Annotated in this window: 12 protein-coding genes; 6 read left to right on the top strand and 6 right to left on the bottom strand. The window is 73.5% G+C overall.

Annotated elements, in window-relative coordinates; all coding sequences use genetic code 11:
* The first annotated feature begins 156 nt into the window (after positions 1-156).
* Entirely contained in the window at positions 157-1,395 is a 1,239-nt protein-coding gene (locus tag ACZ4WH_RS33580) for a threonine aldolase family protein (protein ID WP_468187954.1), read from the top strand.
* Here the strand turns inward: ACZ4WH_RS33580 and ACZ4WH_RS33585 are convergent.
* On the bottom strand, positions 1,392-1,601 hold the full coding sequence (locus ACZ4WH_RS33585; protein ID WP_468187955.1) for a hypothetical protein: 210 nt from the start codon (positions 1,599-1,601) through the stop codon (positions 1,392-1,394). The genes ACZ4WH_RS33580 and ACZ4WH_RS33585 overlap by 4 nt on opposite strands.
* Before the next feature lie 244 nt (positions 1,602-1,845).
* On the opposite strand from ACZ4WH_RS33585, the gene ACZ4WH_RS33590 reads away from it, so the two are divergent.
* Positions 1,846-2,949, top strand: coding sequence for a DUF5937 family protein (locus tag ACZ4WH_RS33590; RefSeq protein WP_468187957.1), 1,104 nt, complete (start codon positions 1,846-1,848; stop codon positions 2,947-2,949).
* Between the two features lie 25 nt (positions 2,950-2,974).
* Here the strand turns inward: ACZ4WH_RS33590 and ACZ4WH_RS33595 are convergent, their stop codons facing one another.
* A complete protein-coding gene (locus ACZ4WH_RS33595) occupies positions 2,975-3,646 on the bottom strand; it encodes a response regulator (protein ID WP_468187959.1) in 672 nt (223 codons plus the stop codon).
* A gap of 58 nt (positions 3,647-3,704) precedes the next feature.
* A complete protein-coding gene (locus ACZ4WH_RS33600) occupies positions 3,705-4,910 on the bottom strand; it encodes a sensor histidine kinase (protein ID WP_468187961.1) in 1,206 nt (401 codons plus the stop codon).
* A gap of 118 nt (positions 4,911-5,028) precedes the next feature.
* On the opposite strand from ACZ4WH_RS33600, the gene ACZ4WH_RS33605 reads away from it, so the two are divergent.
* Complete coding sequence (locus ACZ4WH_RS33605) at positions 5,029-6,249, top strand: SAM-dependent methyltransferase (RefSeq protein WP_468187962.1); 1,221 nt, start codon at positions 5,029-5,031, stop codon at positions 6,247-6,249.
* Between the two features lie 60 nt (positions 6,250-6,309).
* Here ACZ4WH_RS33605 and ACZ4WH_RS33610 read toward each other — a convergent pair whose 3' ends face one another.
* Positions 6,310-7,461: an NADH-quinone oxidoreductase subunit D gene (locus ACZ4WH_RS33610; protein ID WP_468187964.1), complete on the bottom strand. Its 1,152-nt coding sequence runs from the start codon at positions 7,459-7,461 to the stop codon at positions 6,310-6,312.
* 31 nt (positions 7,462-7,492) lie between these two features.
* Between ACZ4WH_RS33610 and ACZ4WH_RS33615 the strand changes: the two genes are divergently transcribed.
* Together ACZ4WH_RS33615 and ACZ4WH_RS33620 are read left to right on the top strand one after the other, a co-directional pair.
* Entirely contained in the window at positions 7,493-7,996 is a 504-nt protein-coding gene (locus ACZ4WH_RS33615; protein WP_468187966.1) for a PH domain-containing protein, read from the top strand.
* A complete protein-coding gene (locus ACZ4WH_RS33620) occupies positions 7,993-9,402 on the top strand; it encodes a PH domain-containing protein (RefSeq protein ID WP_468187968.1) in 1,410 nt (469 codons plus the stop codon). Before ACZ4WH_RS33615 ends, ACZ4WH_RS33620 begins: the two co-directional genes overlap by 4 nt.
* Before the next feature lie 386 nt (positions 9,403-9,788).
* Here the strand turns inward: ACZ4WH_RS33620 and ACZ4WH_RS33625 are convergent, their stop codons facing one another.
* Positions 9,789-11,048 carry a hypothetical protein gene (locus ACZ4WH_RS33625; RefSeq protein WP_468187970.1) on the bottom strand — a complete coding sequence of 420 codons (1,260 nt, stop codon included), beginning with the start codon at positions 11,046-11,048 and terminating at the stop codon, positions 9,789-9,791.
* 97 nt (positions 11,049-11,145) lie between these two features.
* Complete coding sequence (locus ACZ4WH_RS33630; RefSeq protein ID WP_468187972.1) at positions 11,146-12,273, bottom strand: alpha/beta hydrolase; 1,128 nt, start codon at positions 12,271-12,273, stop codon at positions 11,146-11,148.
* A gap of 227 nt (positions 12,274-12,500) precedes the next feature.
* Here ACZ4WH_RS33630 and ACZ4WH_RS33635 point away from each other — a divergent pair, with 227 nt between their 5' ends.
* Positions 12,501-14,315: a phosphatidylglycerol lysyltransferase domain-containing protein gene (locus tag ACZ4WH_RS33635; RefSeq protein WP_468187974.1), complete on the top strand. Its 1,815-nt coding sequence runs from the start codon at positions 12,501-12,503 to the stop codon at positions 14,313-14,315.
* Positions 14,316-14,471: the final 156 nt, after the last annotated feature.

The following is a 14,471-nucleotide window of genomic DNA, read 5'->3' on the forward strand; positions in this document are numbered from 1 at the left end:
CTCTGGGTACCGGACGATTTCTCGTCATGTTAACGCTATCGGGTGGGGCGGCGGCCGGTTGTCCACAGGCTGTGGGTTTCGCCACGCCGCCGCGGCGGTTCCGCGCGCGCGGAAATCCCGGTGCCCCCACCGGTCCGGCACGGCATGATCCGCGGCATGACCCACACGGACGAGCACGGCACCGGGCAAGACGCGACGCGGGACGGGGCGGAGGGCGCGGCGCAGGTCGCGGCGCAGGAACAGGACACGGGACAAGCGGCGCAGGAGCGGTTGCGCGAGCGGCGCGCGGCGGCCCGGCGGCGGGCGCGCCGCACGCTGGCCCGCGCGGGCTGGGACGGCTCGATCCGCGACCGTCTCGCGTGGCTGACCGAGGCGGCGGCCGACGTGTACGACCTGGACGAGCCGGCCGACATCTACGGCAACCGGATCGTGGCCGCCCTGGAGGAGCGGGTGGCCGCGCTGCTCGGCACGGAGGCCGCCGCGTTCTTCCCGACGGGCACCATGGCCCAGCAGGTGGCCCTGCGCTGCTGGGCGGGCCGCACCGGCGACACGGCGGTGGCCCTGCACCCCCTGGCCCACCCGGAGGTGCATGAGCGGCACGCGTTCAGCCAGGTCAGCGGCCTGCGTCCGGTCAGGGTGGGCGGCGGGCACCGACTGCCCACGGCGGCCGGTATACGCGACCTCGAGGAGCCCTTCGGCGCGCTGATGCTGGAGCTGCCCCTCCGGGACGCCGGTTTCCTGCTGCCCACCTGGGACGAGTTGACCGAGGTCGTCGAGGCGGCCCGGGAGCGCGACGCGGTGGTGCACTTCGACGGAGCGCGCCTGTGGGAGTGCACCGAGCACTTCGGGCGCCCTCTGGAGGAGATCGCGGGCCTGGCCGACAGCGTCTACGTGTCGTTCTACAAGTCCCTCGGCGGCTTCGGCGGCGCCGCGCTCGCCGGCCCCAGGACGCTGGTGGAGGAGGCGAGGACCTGGCGGCACCGGTACGGCGGCACGGTCTTCCAGCAGTTCCCGACCGTCCTGTCCGCGCTCGTCGGCCTGGACCGTGAGCTGCCCCGGCTGCCCGAGTACGTGCGGCACGCGCGCGTGGTGGCCGCCGCGCTGCGCGAGGGCTTCGCGGCGGCCGGGGTGCCCTGGGCCCGCGTCCACCCGGAGGAGCCGCACACCCACGAGTTCCAGGTCTGGCTGCCGTACGAGCCCGAGGTGGCGGCGGAGGCGGCGGTGCGCCAGGGCGAGGAGACCTCGGTGATGCTCTTCGCGAACGCCTGGGAGGCCAAGGGGCCCGGCCTGGCGTGCACGGAGGTCACCGTCCGCGCCACGGGCCTGGAGTGGACGGCGGACGAGGTCCGCGCGGCCGTGCGGGACTTCGTGGACCGCCTGCCGGAGAGGGCCTAGCCCAGGGCGCGGGGGCGCAGCCAGCGGCTCAGGGCGCCGCGCAGTCGCCCGTGCGCCGGGCGCTCGGCGATGACCGCGCGGAAGCGCCGGTAGTCGCGCAGCTCACGGACGAGGTCGAGGTCGCCCCGGCCCGGCGCGGGCGGCCCGGGCTCACCGTGCAGACGGGCGCGGTGGGTGTCGAGGAGGTACTGCTGGGTGATGCTCATGGCGGATGGCCTTCTCGGCGTCGACTGATCGTGACTGATCACCGAGTGATCGCTGTGCTATTCCTGACGGTTGCTGAGCGATTGCTGAGTGATCGCTGACTGTCACGACCGCTCGGTGACGGATCGGGCTACGCGGCTGCCCGGTGCCTTCAGCCTGCTCCCGCCCGGGCCCGATGTCCCGTGGATTGACGCCTGCCGTCAATCGACGCGGGCACTGTCAGTGGCCGGGTGCACGATGGAGGGCATGAGCGTGACCATCGACATCACCGGGCTGCCCCTGGAGAGGGTCTCCGTCGTGCCCTCTCCGCTGGCGGAGCTGGGGATGGCGCTGCACGCGCTCAGCGAGCCCGGGCACCACCCGGAGCTGCGGGGCTGGGCGACCGCCGTCTCCTCCCGGCTGGAGCCCTGCCTGGCCGACCGGCTGTGCGAGGCGGACTTCCTGTGGCGTACGACGTTCTCGGACGTCTTCGCCCCCTTCGCCGGCCTCCCCGGCGGGCGCGCCCTCCCCGGCGCCACGCTCGCCGAAGAGCTGGACCAACTGGACAAACTGACGGACGAACAGTTCGTCAACGCGGCCCTGGAGTTCACCTGCCAGCTGCGCTACGACGTCCAGGAGCCCGGCCCGCTCGACGACCCGGAGCTGCGCCGCCGCTCCCTGGAACTGGCCGCCGCGCGCGGTGCCGTACAGGAGCGGTTCACGCGCCGCCTGCTGACCGATCCGCCAGCCGTGCGGGCCTGGTTCCGGCAGCTGATGCTCGACTGCGACGACGCCTTCTTCGCCGACACCTGGGCCCGCATCCAGCCCCAGCTGGCCGCCGACGCCCGGCACAAGACCGAGCTGCTGCGCCGCAAGGGCCTCGGCGAGGCCCTCGCGGCCCTGTCCGGGGCCGTCTCCCTGGATGAGGAGGCCGGGCTCGTCACGGTCGACAAGCTGCTCGTGGGCCGCACCGCCACCGGCGACGGCGGCCTCGTGCTGGTGCCGACCAGCCTCGGCTGGCCGCACGTGATGGTCCTGCACCGGTACGGCTGGCAGCCGTCGATCACCTACCCCGCGAGCGGTCCCCGGCCGCAGGCGCCGTCCGTCGAACAGCTCACGCGCCGGCTGGCGGCGCTGGCCCACCCGGTGCGGATGCGGCTGTGCCGGCACCTCGCGCGCGCCCCGCACACCACGAGCGAACTGGCCGACGCGCACGGCATGTCGGCGCCCGAGATATCCCGGCACCTGACGGTGCTGAAGAAGGCGGGCCTGATCACCGACTGCCGCCGCGGCCGGTACGTCCAGCACCAGCTGGACCTGTCCGCGGTGGCCCGGCTGGGCAGCGACTTCATCGAGGGCGTCCTGCGCTGATGAAGCGGGCCCGGGCCCGCGGCCGTCAGCCGTGGCCGCCGGCGCGCACCAGCCCCGTCTCGTACGCCAGCACGACCACCTGCACCCGGTCGCGCAGGCCGAGCTTGGTCAGGATGCGGCCCACATGGGTCTTCACGGTCGCCTCGCTCAGCACCAGCCGGGACGCGATCTCGCCGTTGGACAGGCCCTGCGCGACGAGCACCATCACCTCGCGCTCCCGCTCGGTGAGGCGTTCCAGCTCCTTGTGCTGGGGTTCCTTGCCGGCGGAGGGCAGCATCGGCGCGAAGCGGTCCAGCAGGCGCCGGGTGGTGGAGGGTGCCACGACCGCGTCACCGCTGTGCACGGCGCGGATGGCGGCAAGGAGATCACCGGGGGGCACGTCCTTGAGCATGAAGCCGGAGGCACCCGCCTTCAGCCCGGAGAAGGCGTACTCGTCCAGGTCGAACGTGGTCAGGATGAGGACCTTGGGCGCGTCCGGCTCCTCGCAGATCCGCCGGGTGGCCTCCACGCCGTCCAGCTTCGGCATCCGGACGTCCATCAGGACGACGTCGACGGCGGTGGACCGCAGCACCTGGAGGGCCTCGACACCGTCGCCCGCCTCCGCGACGACCTCCATGTCCGGCTGGGCGGCGAGCACCATCCGGAACCCGGTGCGCAGCAGCACCTGGTCGTCGACGAGCATCACGCGGATCGTCATCGGGTCCTCTTCCGTGTCTTCTGTTGCCGTGGGAGGGCGGGTGGGGGCGTACGGCTGGTCAGTGCGCCGGTTTGAGTGGCAGCAGGGCGCTGATGCGGAATCCTCCGCCCGGGCGCGGGCCGGCGTCCAGGGTGCCGCCGACCATGCCGACGCGCTCGCGCATGCCGATCAGGCCGTGCCCCTGCCCGTCGGCGCCGCCCTCCTCGTACAGCTCGTGCGGGGCGCCCTTGCCGTCGTCCTCGACCAGCAGGCCGAGACCGTCGTCGAAGTAGACCAGGCGGACGCTCGCGCCCGCGCCCGGCCCGCCGTGCTTGCGGGTGTTGGTGAGCGCCTCCTGCACGATCCGGTACGCGGTCAGCTCCACGCCGCTGGGCAGTGGTCGCGGGGTGCCCTCCACCTTGAAGTCGACCGGGAGGCCGGAGCTGCGGCACTGCTCGATGAGGTCGTCGATCTGCTCCACGTCGGGCTGCGGGACGTACTCCCCGCTCTCCTGGTGCTCGCCGGTGCGCAGCACGCCCAGCAGACGGCGCATCTCGGCCAGCGCCTGGCGGCCGGTCGAGGAGATCGTCTCCAGGGCCTTCCTCGCCTGGTCGGGCGCGGTGTCCATGACGTAGGCGGCGCCGTCGGCCTGCACCACCATCACCGACACGTTGTGCGCGACGACGTCGTGCAGCTCGCGCGCGATACGGGCGCGCTCGGCGGCGACCGCGACCTTCGCCTGCGCCTCGCGCTCCTTCTCCAGGCGGGCCGCGCGCTCCTCCAACTGGGCGAAGTAGGCCCGCCGGGTGCGCATGGAGTCGCCGAGCACCCAGGCGAGGGCGAAGGGCACCGTCTGGAAGACCGCTATGGCGGCCTGCCCGAGGAAGCCGGTGTTCTCTGCCGGCCAGCGGATCTGGGCCGCGGTCGCCGCGCAGAGGCTGACGGCGAGCGCGAGCCGGGAGGCCCAGCGCGCGCCGACCGTCGCGACCGTGTAGGTGATCACCAGCATGGCGAAGTCGGCGACGGTCGTCTCGACGTCCAGGATCAGCTGGGCCAGCCCGGTCACCAGGGCGAGCAGCAGCATCGGCTCCGGGAAACGGCGGCGCAGCGCCACGACGACGCACAGGACGGTGGACACGGCCATCCCGCCGGGGATCGTCCCGTGGTGGCCCTGCACCCCGTCGAGATTGACCACGCTCAGCGCGGACAGCCCGAACAGGACGACGGCCCAGAAGGAGTCGACCCAGGTCGGGTGGCGGCGGAGGAAGTCATAGAGGCGCTGCACGTAACCCAGAGTAGGGAAACCAGATGCGTGCAGGGGTCAACCGAAGGGTCGATCCGTGCCCGGCGCGCGTACTCCCCAAGGTGGATGCCGTGATCATCTGTGTGCCTAGTCTGGTGCGGTGACGGATGGGACGACGGCGGACGACGCGCGCGGGAACAGCGGGAACTCCGGTCCGCGCGGCTGGCGCGCGGCGGCCGGGAGGGCCCTGTACGGGCCCGGCGGCTTCTACCGGCGACCGGAGGGACCGGCCGGTCACTTCCGCACGTCCGTGCACGCCTCCCCGCTGTTCGCGCGGGCCGTGGCCCGGCTGCTGTGCCGGGTCGACGCGGCGCTCGGGCGGCCTGCGGTACTGGACTTCGTCGACATGGGCGCCGGGCGCGGTGAACTGGTCAGCGGGGTGCTCGCCGCCCTGCCGGCCGACGTGGCCGCACGCGCGCGTGCGTACGCCGTCGAGATCGCCGACCGCCCGGCCGGCCTGGACGAACGGATCACCTGGCTGAGCGAACTCCCGGACGCGGTCACCGGGCTGCTGTTCGCCAACGAGTGGCTGGACAACGTCCCCGTGGACGTCGTGGAGGTGGACTCCACGGGCGTGCCCCGGCTGGTGCTCGTCGCGGAGGACGGCTCCGAACGGCTCGGGGAGCCCGTGACGGGCGCGCCGGCCGACTGGCTCGCGCGCTGGTGGCCGCTGCCGGCCGAGGAGGGGCTGCGGGCGGAGATCGGGCTGCCCCGGGACCGGGCCTGGGCGTCGGCCGTGGACCGGGTGGTACGGGGGCTCGCGGTGGCCGTGGACTACGCGCACACCGTGGACACGCGCCCCCCGTTCGGCACCCTCACCGGCTTCCGCGAGGGACGCGAGACGGCCCCCGTCCCGGACGGTTCCTGCGACATCACGGCCCACGTGGCACTGGACGCGTGCGCGGCGGCAGCCGGTACGGCACACACGCCGGCCGGCATGGCCCACACGCCCTCCAGCACGGCGCACACTCCCTCCGACACGGCGTCAGCGCCCCCGGACGCGGCGCAGACATCCCCGCACGCGGCGCAGACACCCCCGCACGCCGCGCAGGGGACCCGTGAAACGGCGCGCGAGCTTCCCGGCGCGCGCCTGCTCACGCAACGTGCTGCCCTGCACGTCCTCGACATCACCGGCGCGCGCCCCCCGCTCGCGCTCGCCTCCACGGACCCCTCCGCCTATGTGCGCGCCCTGGCGAGCGCCGGTGAGGCAGCGGAGCTGACGGCACCGGGCGGCCTCGGCGACTTCGGCTGGCTGCTCCAGCCGGTCGGCATCCCGGACCCCCTGGAGCCGGACCCGCGGGACGCGCACAGCCACCAATGAGATGCGCCCGGCCGATGAGCCGTACCCCCGCCGGTCCCCGTGCCGGCCCGCGCGGTCGGCCTACTTGTCGATGTCGCCGACCACGAAGAACAGCGACCCCAGGATCGCGACCATGTCCGCCACCAGCGTTCCCGGCAGCAGCTCGGTCAGCGCCTGGATGTTGTTGTACGAGGCCGAGCGCAGCTTCAGCCGGTACGGCGTCTTCTCACCCTTGCTGACCAGGTAGTAGCCGTTGATGCCGAGCGGGTTCTCGGTCCACGCGTACGTGTGCCCCTCGGGCGCCTTCAGCACCTTCGGCAGCCGCTGGTTGATCGGCCCGGGCGGCAGCTCGGCGAGCCGGTCCAGGCAGGCGTCGGCGAGGTCGAGCGCGTTGTGGGTCTGCTCCAGCAGGACCTCGAACCGGGCGAGGCAGTCGCCCTCGCTCCGGGTGACGACCTTCAGGGTGTCCTGGAGGTCGCCGTAGGCCAGGTACGGCTCGTCGCGGCGCAGGTCGAAGTCGACGCCCGAGGCGCGCGCGATGGGCCCGCTCACGCCGTAGGCGTGCACCGTCTCCGGCGTGAGCACGCCCACCCCGCGCGTGCGCCCCCGGAAGATCTCGTTGCCCAGCACCAGGTCGTCGAATACGTCCATGCGCGAGCGCACGGCGGCGACGGCCTCCCGCGCGCGTGCGGTCCAGCCGGCCGGCAGGTCCTCCTTGAGGCCGCCGACACGGTTGAACATGTAGTGCATGCGCCCGCCGGAGACCTCCTCCATGACGTTCTGGAGCACCTCCCGCTCCCGGAACGCGTAGAACACCGGCGTGATCCCGCCCAGCTCCAGCGGGTAGGAGCCGAGGAACATCAGGTGGTTCAGTACCCGGTTCAGCTCGGCGAGCAGCGTGCGCGTCCACACCGCGCGCCCGGGGACCTCCATGCCGAGCATCCGCTCCACCGCGAGGACCACGCCCAGCTCGTTCGAGAACGCCGACAGCCAGTCGTGGCGGTTGGCGAGCACGATGATCTGCCGGTAGTCGCGCGCCTCGAAGAGCTTCTCGGCGCCCCGGTGCATGTACCCGATCACCGGCTCGGCGCGCACGATGCGCTCCCCGTCCAGCACGAGCCTGAGCCGCAGCACGCCGTGCGTGGACGGGTGCTGGGGCCCGATGTTGAGCACCATGTCGGTGCTCTCCGCCGCGCCGCCGATGCCGACCGTGGTCTCCGTCGTAGGAGTCATGGGCCCAGTTTCCCCTACGTACGCTGGGCTCATGGAAACGGGGAGTCCCGAGGGAACCGAAGCGCCGGCGGACCAGCCGGTGTGGCGCGGGCTGCGGCCCGGTCTGCTGCGGGTGCGCCGGCTGCTGCTGGTGGTGTGGACGGTGGTGCTCGCGCTCGCCGCGGGGCTCCTCCCGGGCCTTCTCGCGGGGCCCGCGTGGGCGGCCTGGGCGCTGCTGCCGCCGGCGTGCGCCGCCTGGTGCTGGTGGCTGCTGGAGCGCAACTGGCGCTCGTGGCGGTACGCCGAGCGCGCCGACGACCTGCTGATCAGCCGCGGTGTCCTGTGGCGTGAGGAGACGGTGGTGCCGTACGGGCGGATGCAGCTGGTGGAGGTGACCTCCGGACCGCTGGAGCGGCGCTTCGGGCTGGCCACCGTACAGCTGCACACGGCCGCCGCCGCGACCGACGCGACCATCCCCGGCCTCGACCCGGCCGAGGCGGAACGCCTGCGCGACCGGCTGACCGAGCTGGGCGAGGCACGATCGGCGGGCCTGTGACCTCCCCCGGCGGCACCGACGGCATACCGGACGGCGGCATACCGGGCGGCGGCGCACCGCACGACGGCACACCTCACGAAGACGTGTCTCACGACGGCGCACCGGAGCGCCCGCCCGTCACCGAGCGCCGGCTGCACCCGGTCACGCCCTTCCGCCGGGCGTGGGCGCCGCTCGCCGTGCTGGCCGGATGGGCCGTGCACGACCCGAGCGGCGCCCAGGAGCAGCTCACCCGGCTGACCGGCACCGTGCTCCTGCTGGGGCTCGCGGTACTGGTGCCGGCGGCCGGCCTCTACGGCTTCCTGTCCTGGTGGTTCACGCACTACGCGGTCACCGACACCGAACTGCGCATACGCACCGGCCTGCTGTTCCGGCGCACCGCGCACATCCGGCTGGAACGCATCCAGGCCGTGGACCTCTCCCGGCCGCTCCTCGCGCGCGTGGCGGGCGTCGCGAAGCTGCGGATCGACGTCGTCGGCGCCGAGGACAAGGACGAGCTGGCCTTCCTGGGCGAGCGGGAGGCGCGCGCCTTGCGCGCGGAGCTGCTCGCGCGCGCGGCGGGCTTCGCGCCCGAGACGGCGCACGAGGTCGGAGAGGCACCGGCGCGTGTACTGCTGCACGTACCCCCGCGCGAGCTGGCACGCTCCCTGGTGCTGACGGGCGCCACCTGGGGCTCGCTGTGCGCCGCGCTGGTCCTGCCGACCGTGCTGTGGCTCACCACCCACAACCTGTGGACGGTCGTCGCGACCGCCCTGCCCCTGGTCGGCGCGGCCGGCGCGAGCGGCGTGGGCCGGTTCGTCACCGAGTTCGACTGGACGGTGAGCGAGTCCCCCGACGGGCTCCGCATCGACCACGGGCTGCTCGACCGTACGCACGAGACGGTGCCACCCGGCCGGGTGCAGACCGTGCGGATCGTGGAACCGCTGCTGTGGCGGCGGCCGGGCTGGGTACGGGTGGAACTGGACGTGGCCGGCTCCGCCAACTCCGTGCTGATTCCCGTCGCCCCGCGCGCGGCCGCCGAATCGGTCGTCGCGCGCGTGCTGCCCGGCGTGACCGTGCCCCGGGAGCTGTCGCGGGTGCCGCGCCGGGCCCGGTGGTGCGTGCCGGTGTGGTGGCGCGGGCACCGGCTAACGGTCACCGACGCGGTGTTCGCCGCCCGGAGCGGCCTGCTGCGTCGCCGCCTCTCGCTCGTCCCGCACGCCAAGGTGCAGAGCGTACGGCTCACCCAGGGACCCTGGGAGCGCCGCTGCGGGCTCGCCGACGTCCATGTGGACACCGGGGCCGACAAGACCGTGACGGCCCGGCTGCGGGGCGCGCAGGAGGCCGCGCGACTCCTGGACGAGCAGGCGGAGCGCTCCCGCACGGGCCGCCGGGACGCCCTCCCGGACCGCTGGATGACCAACGGCTGACCGCCACCAGCCCACACCGACCCGCCGGACCGACACACAGACCGACCGGCACCGACCCGCCGGACCGACGCGCGAACTGACTCGGGCCGACACACGAACTGACCCGACCGACCCGCCGGACCGACTCACAGACCGACCCGCACCGACCCGCGGGACCGACGCACAGACCGACCCGCACCGACCCGCGCCGACCCGCGGGACCGACGCACGAACTGACTCGGGCCGACACACGAACTGACCCGACCGACCCGCCCGACCGACCCGCCGGACCGACCCACACCAATCCGCCGGAGCGACCCGCCGGACCCGTCGGGCCGACGCTTCGGGCCCGGGTCCCCTCGTGGGAAGGCCGGGCCCGGCGGTCGGTCCGTACGGTTGACGGCGGCTCAGGAGGCCGCGCTGCGCAGCCCCTGGATGTCGATCTGCTCGGTCTCGTCGTGCGCGGTCAGGTCGATGACCTGGCCGATCCCCCGGGACCGCGCGTCGGCGGCCTTGAACCCGGCCTCGGACTCGGCCTTGTGCACGGCGAGCGCCTCGGGGCCGACGACGTCGGCGAGGTCCTCGTTCTGCACGGAGTCCAGCGTGGCCTTCGGCGCGCCCTTCTGGGTGCCGAAGAAGTCGAAGCCGCCCTCGACCACCGGGCGCCGCGCGGGCGCCGCCGGTACGACGGCCACCGCGGTCGGCACGGTGAAGTGCCCGGCGGGCGGCCGGCCCACGGGACGGGCGAGTTCGGTCGCCGGCGAAGCATCGGCGCCCTCCTTCACGCCGTCCGCGGCGGGTTCTCCTTTGGCAACCGCGGCCCCGGCGACGGCACCCTCGGGAGCCGAGTGAGCCTCCGGCTCGGACGTCTCCGACGCGACGGCAACGGACTCGGCGGAATCGGTGACCAGTGTGGCCTCAATGGCCTCAGCGGACTCGAGCTGCGCGGCCCGGACCTCGACCGCCTCGGGCTCGTCCCCCTCAGTGTCGGCGTCGGCCTCGACCCCGGCCTCCCCCTTGTCCGCTCCCTCCCGGTCGAACCGGGCCAGAGCCGTCAGCGCCCGCCGGTACAGCTGGGCGCCCTCGGACGAGAACACCGCCGGCCGCCCCTCGATACCCGGCGCCTGGGAAGCCCCGGTGTCCACAGGCTCGGCGCTGCGCGCCGGCGGCAGCGCGGGCGACGACGAACGCGCCGGCTCCAGCTCGGGCACCACCGCTTCGAGTTCCAGCAGCCGCCGGCCCTCCAGGGCGCTGGCGCGCTCGGTCTCCGCCGTGGCGTACCGGCGCAGCAGGGCCGCGTGCTCGTTGCGCAGGCCCGCCAGTTCCGCCCGCTTGGCGCGCAGCCGCTGCTCCAGCTTCGCGCGCAGTTCGCGGGACTCCTCCAGGTCGGTCTCCAGCTCGGCGACCCGTTCCTCGTACCGCCACTCGTCGCCCGCACGCGCGCGCGTGAGTTCGGCGACCTGCTTGCCCGCCTGCGCGTCCCAGCGGCGCATCACGACCGCGCCGAGGACCGCCGTCGCGGCGGCCGCCGCGGCCAGCGCGCGCAACACGGTGACCTCGGAGAACACCCAGGGACCCAGCGCGCAGGCGACGGAGACCCCGGCGATCGCCGACGGGGGCAACAGCCGGTGCAGAGGCGGGGAATGGCGGTGGCGTCCACGTGGCATGGCCAGAAACTTACCGCGCGTAGGCGAATCGTGGGCCCCCGCCCCGTAAAAACACGGCCACACCATGAGCTTCACGGGGTGTCAGGGCCAGGAGGGCTCAGCCGTCGCTGAGCCGCCCGCTGATCCACTGGAGCGTCGGCGGGATCTCGCGCCGCCAGGTGTTGAAGTTGTGCCCGCCGCTGTCGAGGATGATCGACGAGATCCGGGTCAGGTTCGTGGCCTGGACCTGCTGGATGAACTTCACCGTGGCCTTGTAGTTGTGCTCGCCGACCTTGCTGCTGGTGACGAGCAGCGAGGTGTCCGGCGCCTCCTCGTGCTCCAGCAGCCAGAACAGGTCGGCACGGTTCCGCAGCTTCTCGTCGCCCTGGAAGAGGTCACCGGTGGTCGGGTCGATCGGCGCCTTGTAGTACGGCGAGAGGCCCGCGCCGGCCGCGTACACGTTCGGGTGGTGCATGGCGAGCTTGAGCGCGCAGTAGCCGCCCGTGGAGTCGCCGATCACGCCCCAGCTGCCCGGCCGCTTGCCGACCCGGTAGTGCCCGAGGACGGCCTCCGGCAGATCCTTCGCGAAAAACGTTTCCGCTTGCGGCCCGCCCGGCACGTCGACGCACTCGGTGTCCCGCGGCGGGGCCACGGTCGGCCGCAGCATCACCAGGATCATCGGCTGCATCCGCCCGTCCTTGGCCAACCGCTGCGCCGTGCTCGGGTAGTTCAGCTTGTCCACCAGCGACCGCGCGGTACCCGGGTAACCGGTCAGCACGACCGCCGCCGGGAACGTACGCGTGCGGTACTGCGGCTGGAAGTACTCCGGCGGCAGGTACACGTACGCCGGCGTGACGATGTGGGTCGTACGGCCCACGATGTCGACCTTCTGGACCTGCCCGCCGGTCTCCGGCCGCGCGGCGCGCACGCCGGGCACGTCGGAGGTGGAGACCACCTGGAGCGGGCCGCCGGTGCTGCCGTTGGCCGAGTGGTCGACGACGATCCCCTGGTCGGTCTCCTTGCCGAACAGGTCCGCCCAGCTGGCGTAGAAGCCGAAGGCCTGGTTGGCGGCGAGCCCGACGGAGGCGAAGAGGGCCACCTGGGTGGACAGCAGCAGACCGACCCGTCCGCTGACGGCGCGCCAGTTCCGGCGGGCCAGGCGCGGCCACAGCCATACCGTGCCGATGAACAGCACGACGGCGATCAGAATCGCCAGCACCAGCACTTTGTTGCTCGTGAGACCCATGGGCTGTTTCCTGCCTGCGCTTTCCGCCCGTGCCGTGCCCACGCCAGGTTGCGAGGGCTTGCCCGGGGCTTTCCTTGGCCTTTGACCCGACTTTCCGGTGGGGAGTGAACCTCTCTCCCCGAGACACCGTCCTAGAGGGCGCAATGTCGCCGGATGCCCGATCGGGCCCGGGTTCAAGGTCTCTCGCAGAACTACGGGATGCGATGTCTGTCAGGATAGATGGGGAAATGTCGGGCGGGGTTCCGGGCCGATCAAGCCGGGTGCGGCGCATACTGCGCGGCCCGCGCCCCGAGGCCGTTCCCGCTGTGGTCGGCAGGGCCGCCGCGCTCGTGGGCGTCCTGGACATCGCCGCGGGTGTGTTCCCGCGCTTCCGTCACAGCCGTATGCACGCCATGGCGGAGGTGCTGCCGGGCTCGTTCGGGCCGTTCGCGGCGGCGCTCTCGCTCAGCGCGGGCGTGCTGTTGCTGCTGCTCGCGCACGGGCTCAAACGGCGCAAGCGCCGGGCGTGGCGCGCGGCGGTCGCGCTGCTTCCGGCGGGTGCGGTGGCGCAGTTCGCGTACCGGCACTCGGTCGTCGGCATGCTGATCGCGGTCGCGCTGCTGGTGCCGCTGCTGCGCCACCGGGACCAGTTCGCGGCCCTGCCCGATCCGCGCAGCAGGTGGCGGGCGCTCGCCAACTTCGTGCTCATGAGCGCCGGTTCCCTCGCCCTCGGTCTCGTCATCGTCAGCGTCCATCCGCACCGGACGATCGGCGACCCGAGCCTCGCCGACCGGCTGACGCACGTCATCTACGGCCTGGCCGGCTTCGAGGGCCCGGTGGACTACCAGGGCAACACGTCCTGGACGGTGGCCTTCTCGCTCGGCGCCCTCGGCTGGATCACCGCCGTCACCACGATCTACCTGGCCTTCCGCCCCGAGCACCCGGCCGCCCGCCTCACCGAGGAGGACGAGGTCAGGCTGCGGGCGCTGCTGGAGAAGCACGGCCGGCGCGACTCGCTCGGCCACTTCGCGCTGCGCCGCGACAAGGCCGTCGTGTTCTCGCCGAGCGGCAAGGCCGCGGTCACCTACCGGGTCGTGTCCGGCGTGATGCTCGCCAGCGGCGACCCCATCGGCGACGTAGAGGCCTGGCCGGGCGCCATCGAGCGCTTCATGGACGAGGCCAGGGCCCATTCCTGGACGCCCGCGGTCATGGGCTGCTCGGAGACCGGCGGCGAGGTGTGGACCCGCGAGACCGGCCTGGACGCCCTGGAGCTGGGCGACGAGGCGGTGGTGGACGTGGCGGATTTCTCGCTCGCCGGACGCGCGATGCGCAACGTGCGCCAGATGGTCAAGCGCATCGAGCGGGCCGGCTACGAAACCCGGGTACGGCGCATCCGTGACGTCGGCGAGGCCGAGCTGGAGCGGATCCGCCGGGCCGCGGAGGACTGGCGCGGCACGGACACCGAGCGCGGCTTCTCCATGGCGCTCGGCCGCATCGGCGACCCGTCCGACGCCGACTGCCTGATCGCCACCGCCCACAAGCAGGACGACGAGCCGGGTGAGTACGGCGACCTGAAGGCGATCCTCCACTTCGTGCCCTGGGGCACGGACGGCGTGTCGCTGGACCTGATGCGCCGGGACCGCAGCGCCGACCCGGGCATGAACGAGCTGCTGATCGTCGCCGCCCTGCAAGCCGCCCCGAGGTTCGGCATCACCCGGGTCTCGCTGAACTTCGCGATGTTCCGCTCCGCCCTCGCGCGCGGGGAGAAGATCGGCGCCGGCCCGGTGCTGCGCGCCTGGCGCGGGCTGCTGGTGTTCCTCTCGCGCTGGTTCCAGATCGAGTCGCTGTACAAGTTCAACGCGAAGTTCCAGCCGCGCTGGGAGCCGCGGTTCGTGGTCTACCGGGCCTCCGCCGACCTGCCCCGCATCGGCTTCGCCGCCATGCAGGCGGAGGGCTTCGTCAACCTCGCCGTGCCGCTGCCGCGCTTCCTGCGCCGGCGCCGGTCGACGGGCCGGCGCCCGTGCGCGCACGCCGTGACCGAACGGGACGTCCGAGCGGCCTGAGCCGCCCACCTGCCGACCCGAGTCCGACACGCCGAGCGGTATGCCCCAGGACCGGGGGGGGGGGGGGGGGGGGGGGGGGGGGAGGGGGGGGGGGGGGGGCGGGGGGGGGGCGGGTGATCGGGGGTGGGCGGGCGGGCCGCGTGGGGAGTGAGGGGA

Source organism: Streptomyces sp. NPDC029138 (assembly GCF_055564375.1).

Excerpts from the sequence above, each read along its gene's own strand:
- ACZ4WH_RS33580 (WP_468187954.1), top strand. The coding sequence starts at position 157 with ATGACCCACACGGACGAGCACGGCACCGGGCAAGACGCGACGCGGGAC.
- ACZ4WH_RS33585 (WP_468187955.1), bottom strand. The coding sequence starts at position 1,601 with ATGAGCATCACCCAGCAGTACCTCCTCGACACCCACCGCGCCCGTCTG.
- ACZ4WH_RS33590 (WP_468187957.1), top strand. The coding sequence starts at position 1,846 with ATGAGCGTGACCATCGACATCACCGGGCTGCCCCTGGAGAGGGTCTCC.
- ACZ4WH_RS33595 (WP_468187959.1), bottom strand. The coding sequence starts at position 3,646 with ATGACGATCCGCGTGATGCTCGTCGACGACCAGGTGCTGCTGCGCACC.
- ACZ4WH_RS33610 (WP_468187964.1), bottom strand. The coding sequence starts at position 7,461 with ATGACTCCTACGACGGAGACCACGGTCGGCATCGGCGGCGCGGCGGAG.
- ACZ4WH_RS33615 (WP_468187966.1), top strand. The coding sequence starts at position 7,493 with ATGGAAACGGGGAGTCCCGAGGGAACCGAAGCGCCGGCGGACCAGCCG.
- ACZ4WH_RS33625 (WP_468187970.1), bottom strand. The coding sequence starts at position 11,048 with ATGCCACGTGGACGCCACCGCCATTCCCCGCCTCTGCACCGGCTGTTG.
- ACZ4WH_RS33630 (WP_468187972.1), bottom strand. The coding sequence starts at position 12,273 with ATGGGTCTCACGAGCAACAAAGTGCTGGTGCTGGCGATTCTGATCGCC.
- ACZ4WH_RS33635 (WP_468187974.1), top strand. The coding sequence starts at position 12,501 with ATGTCGGGCGGGGTTCCGGGCCGATCAAGCCGGGTGCGGCGCATACTG.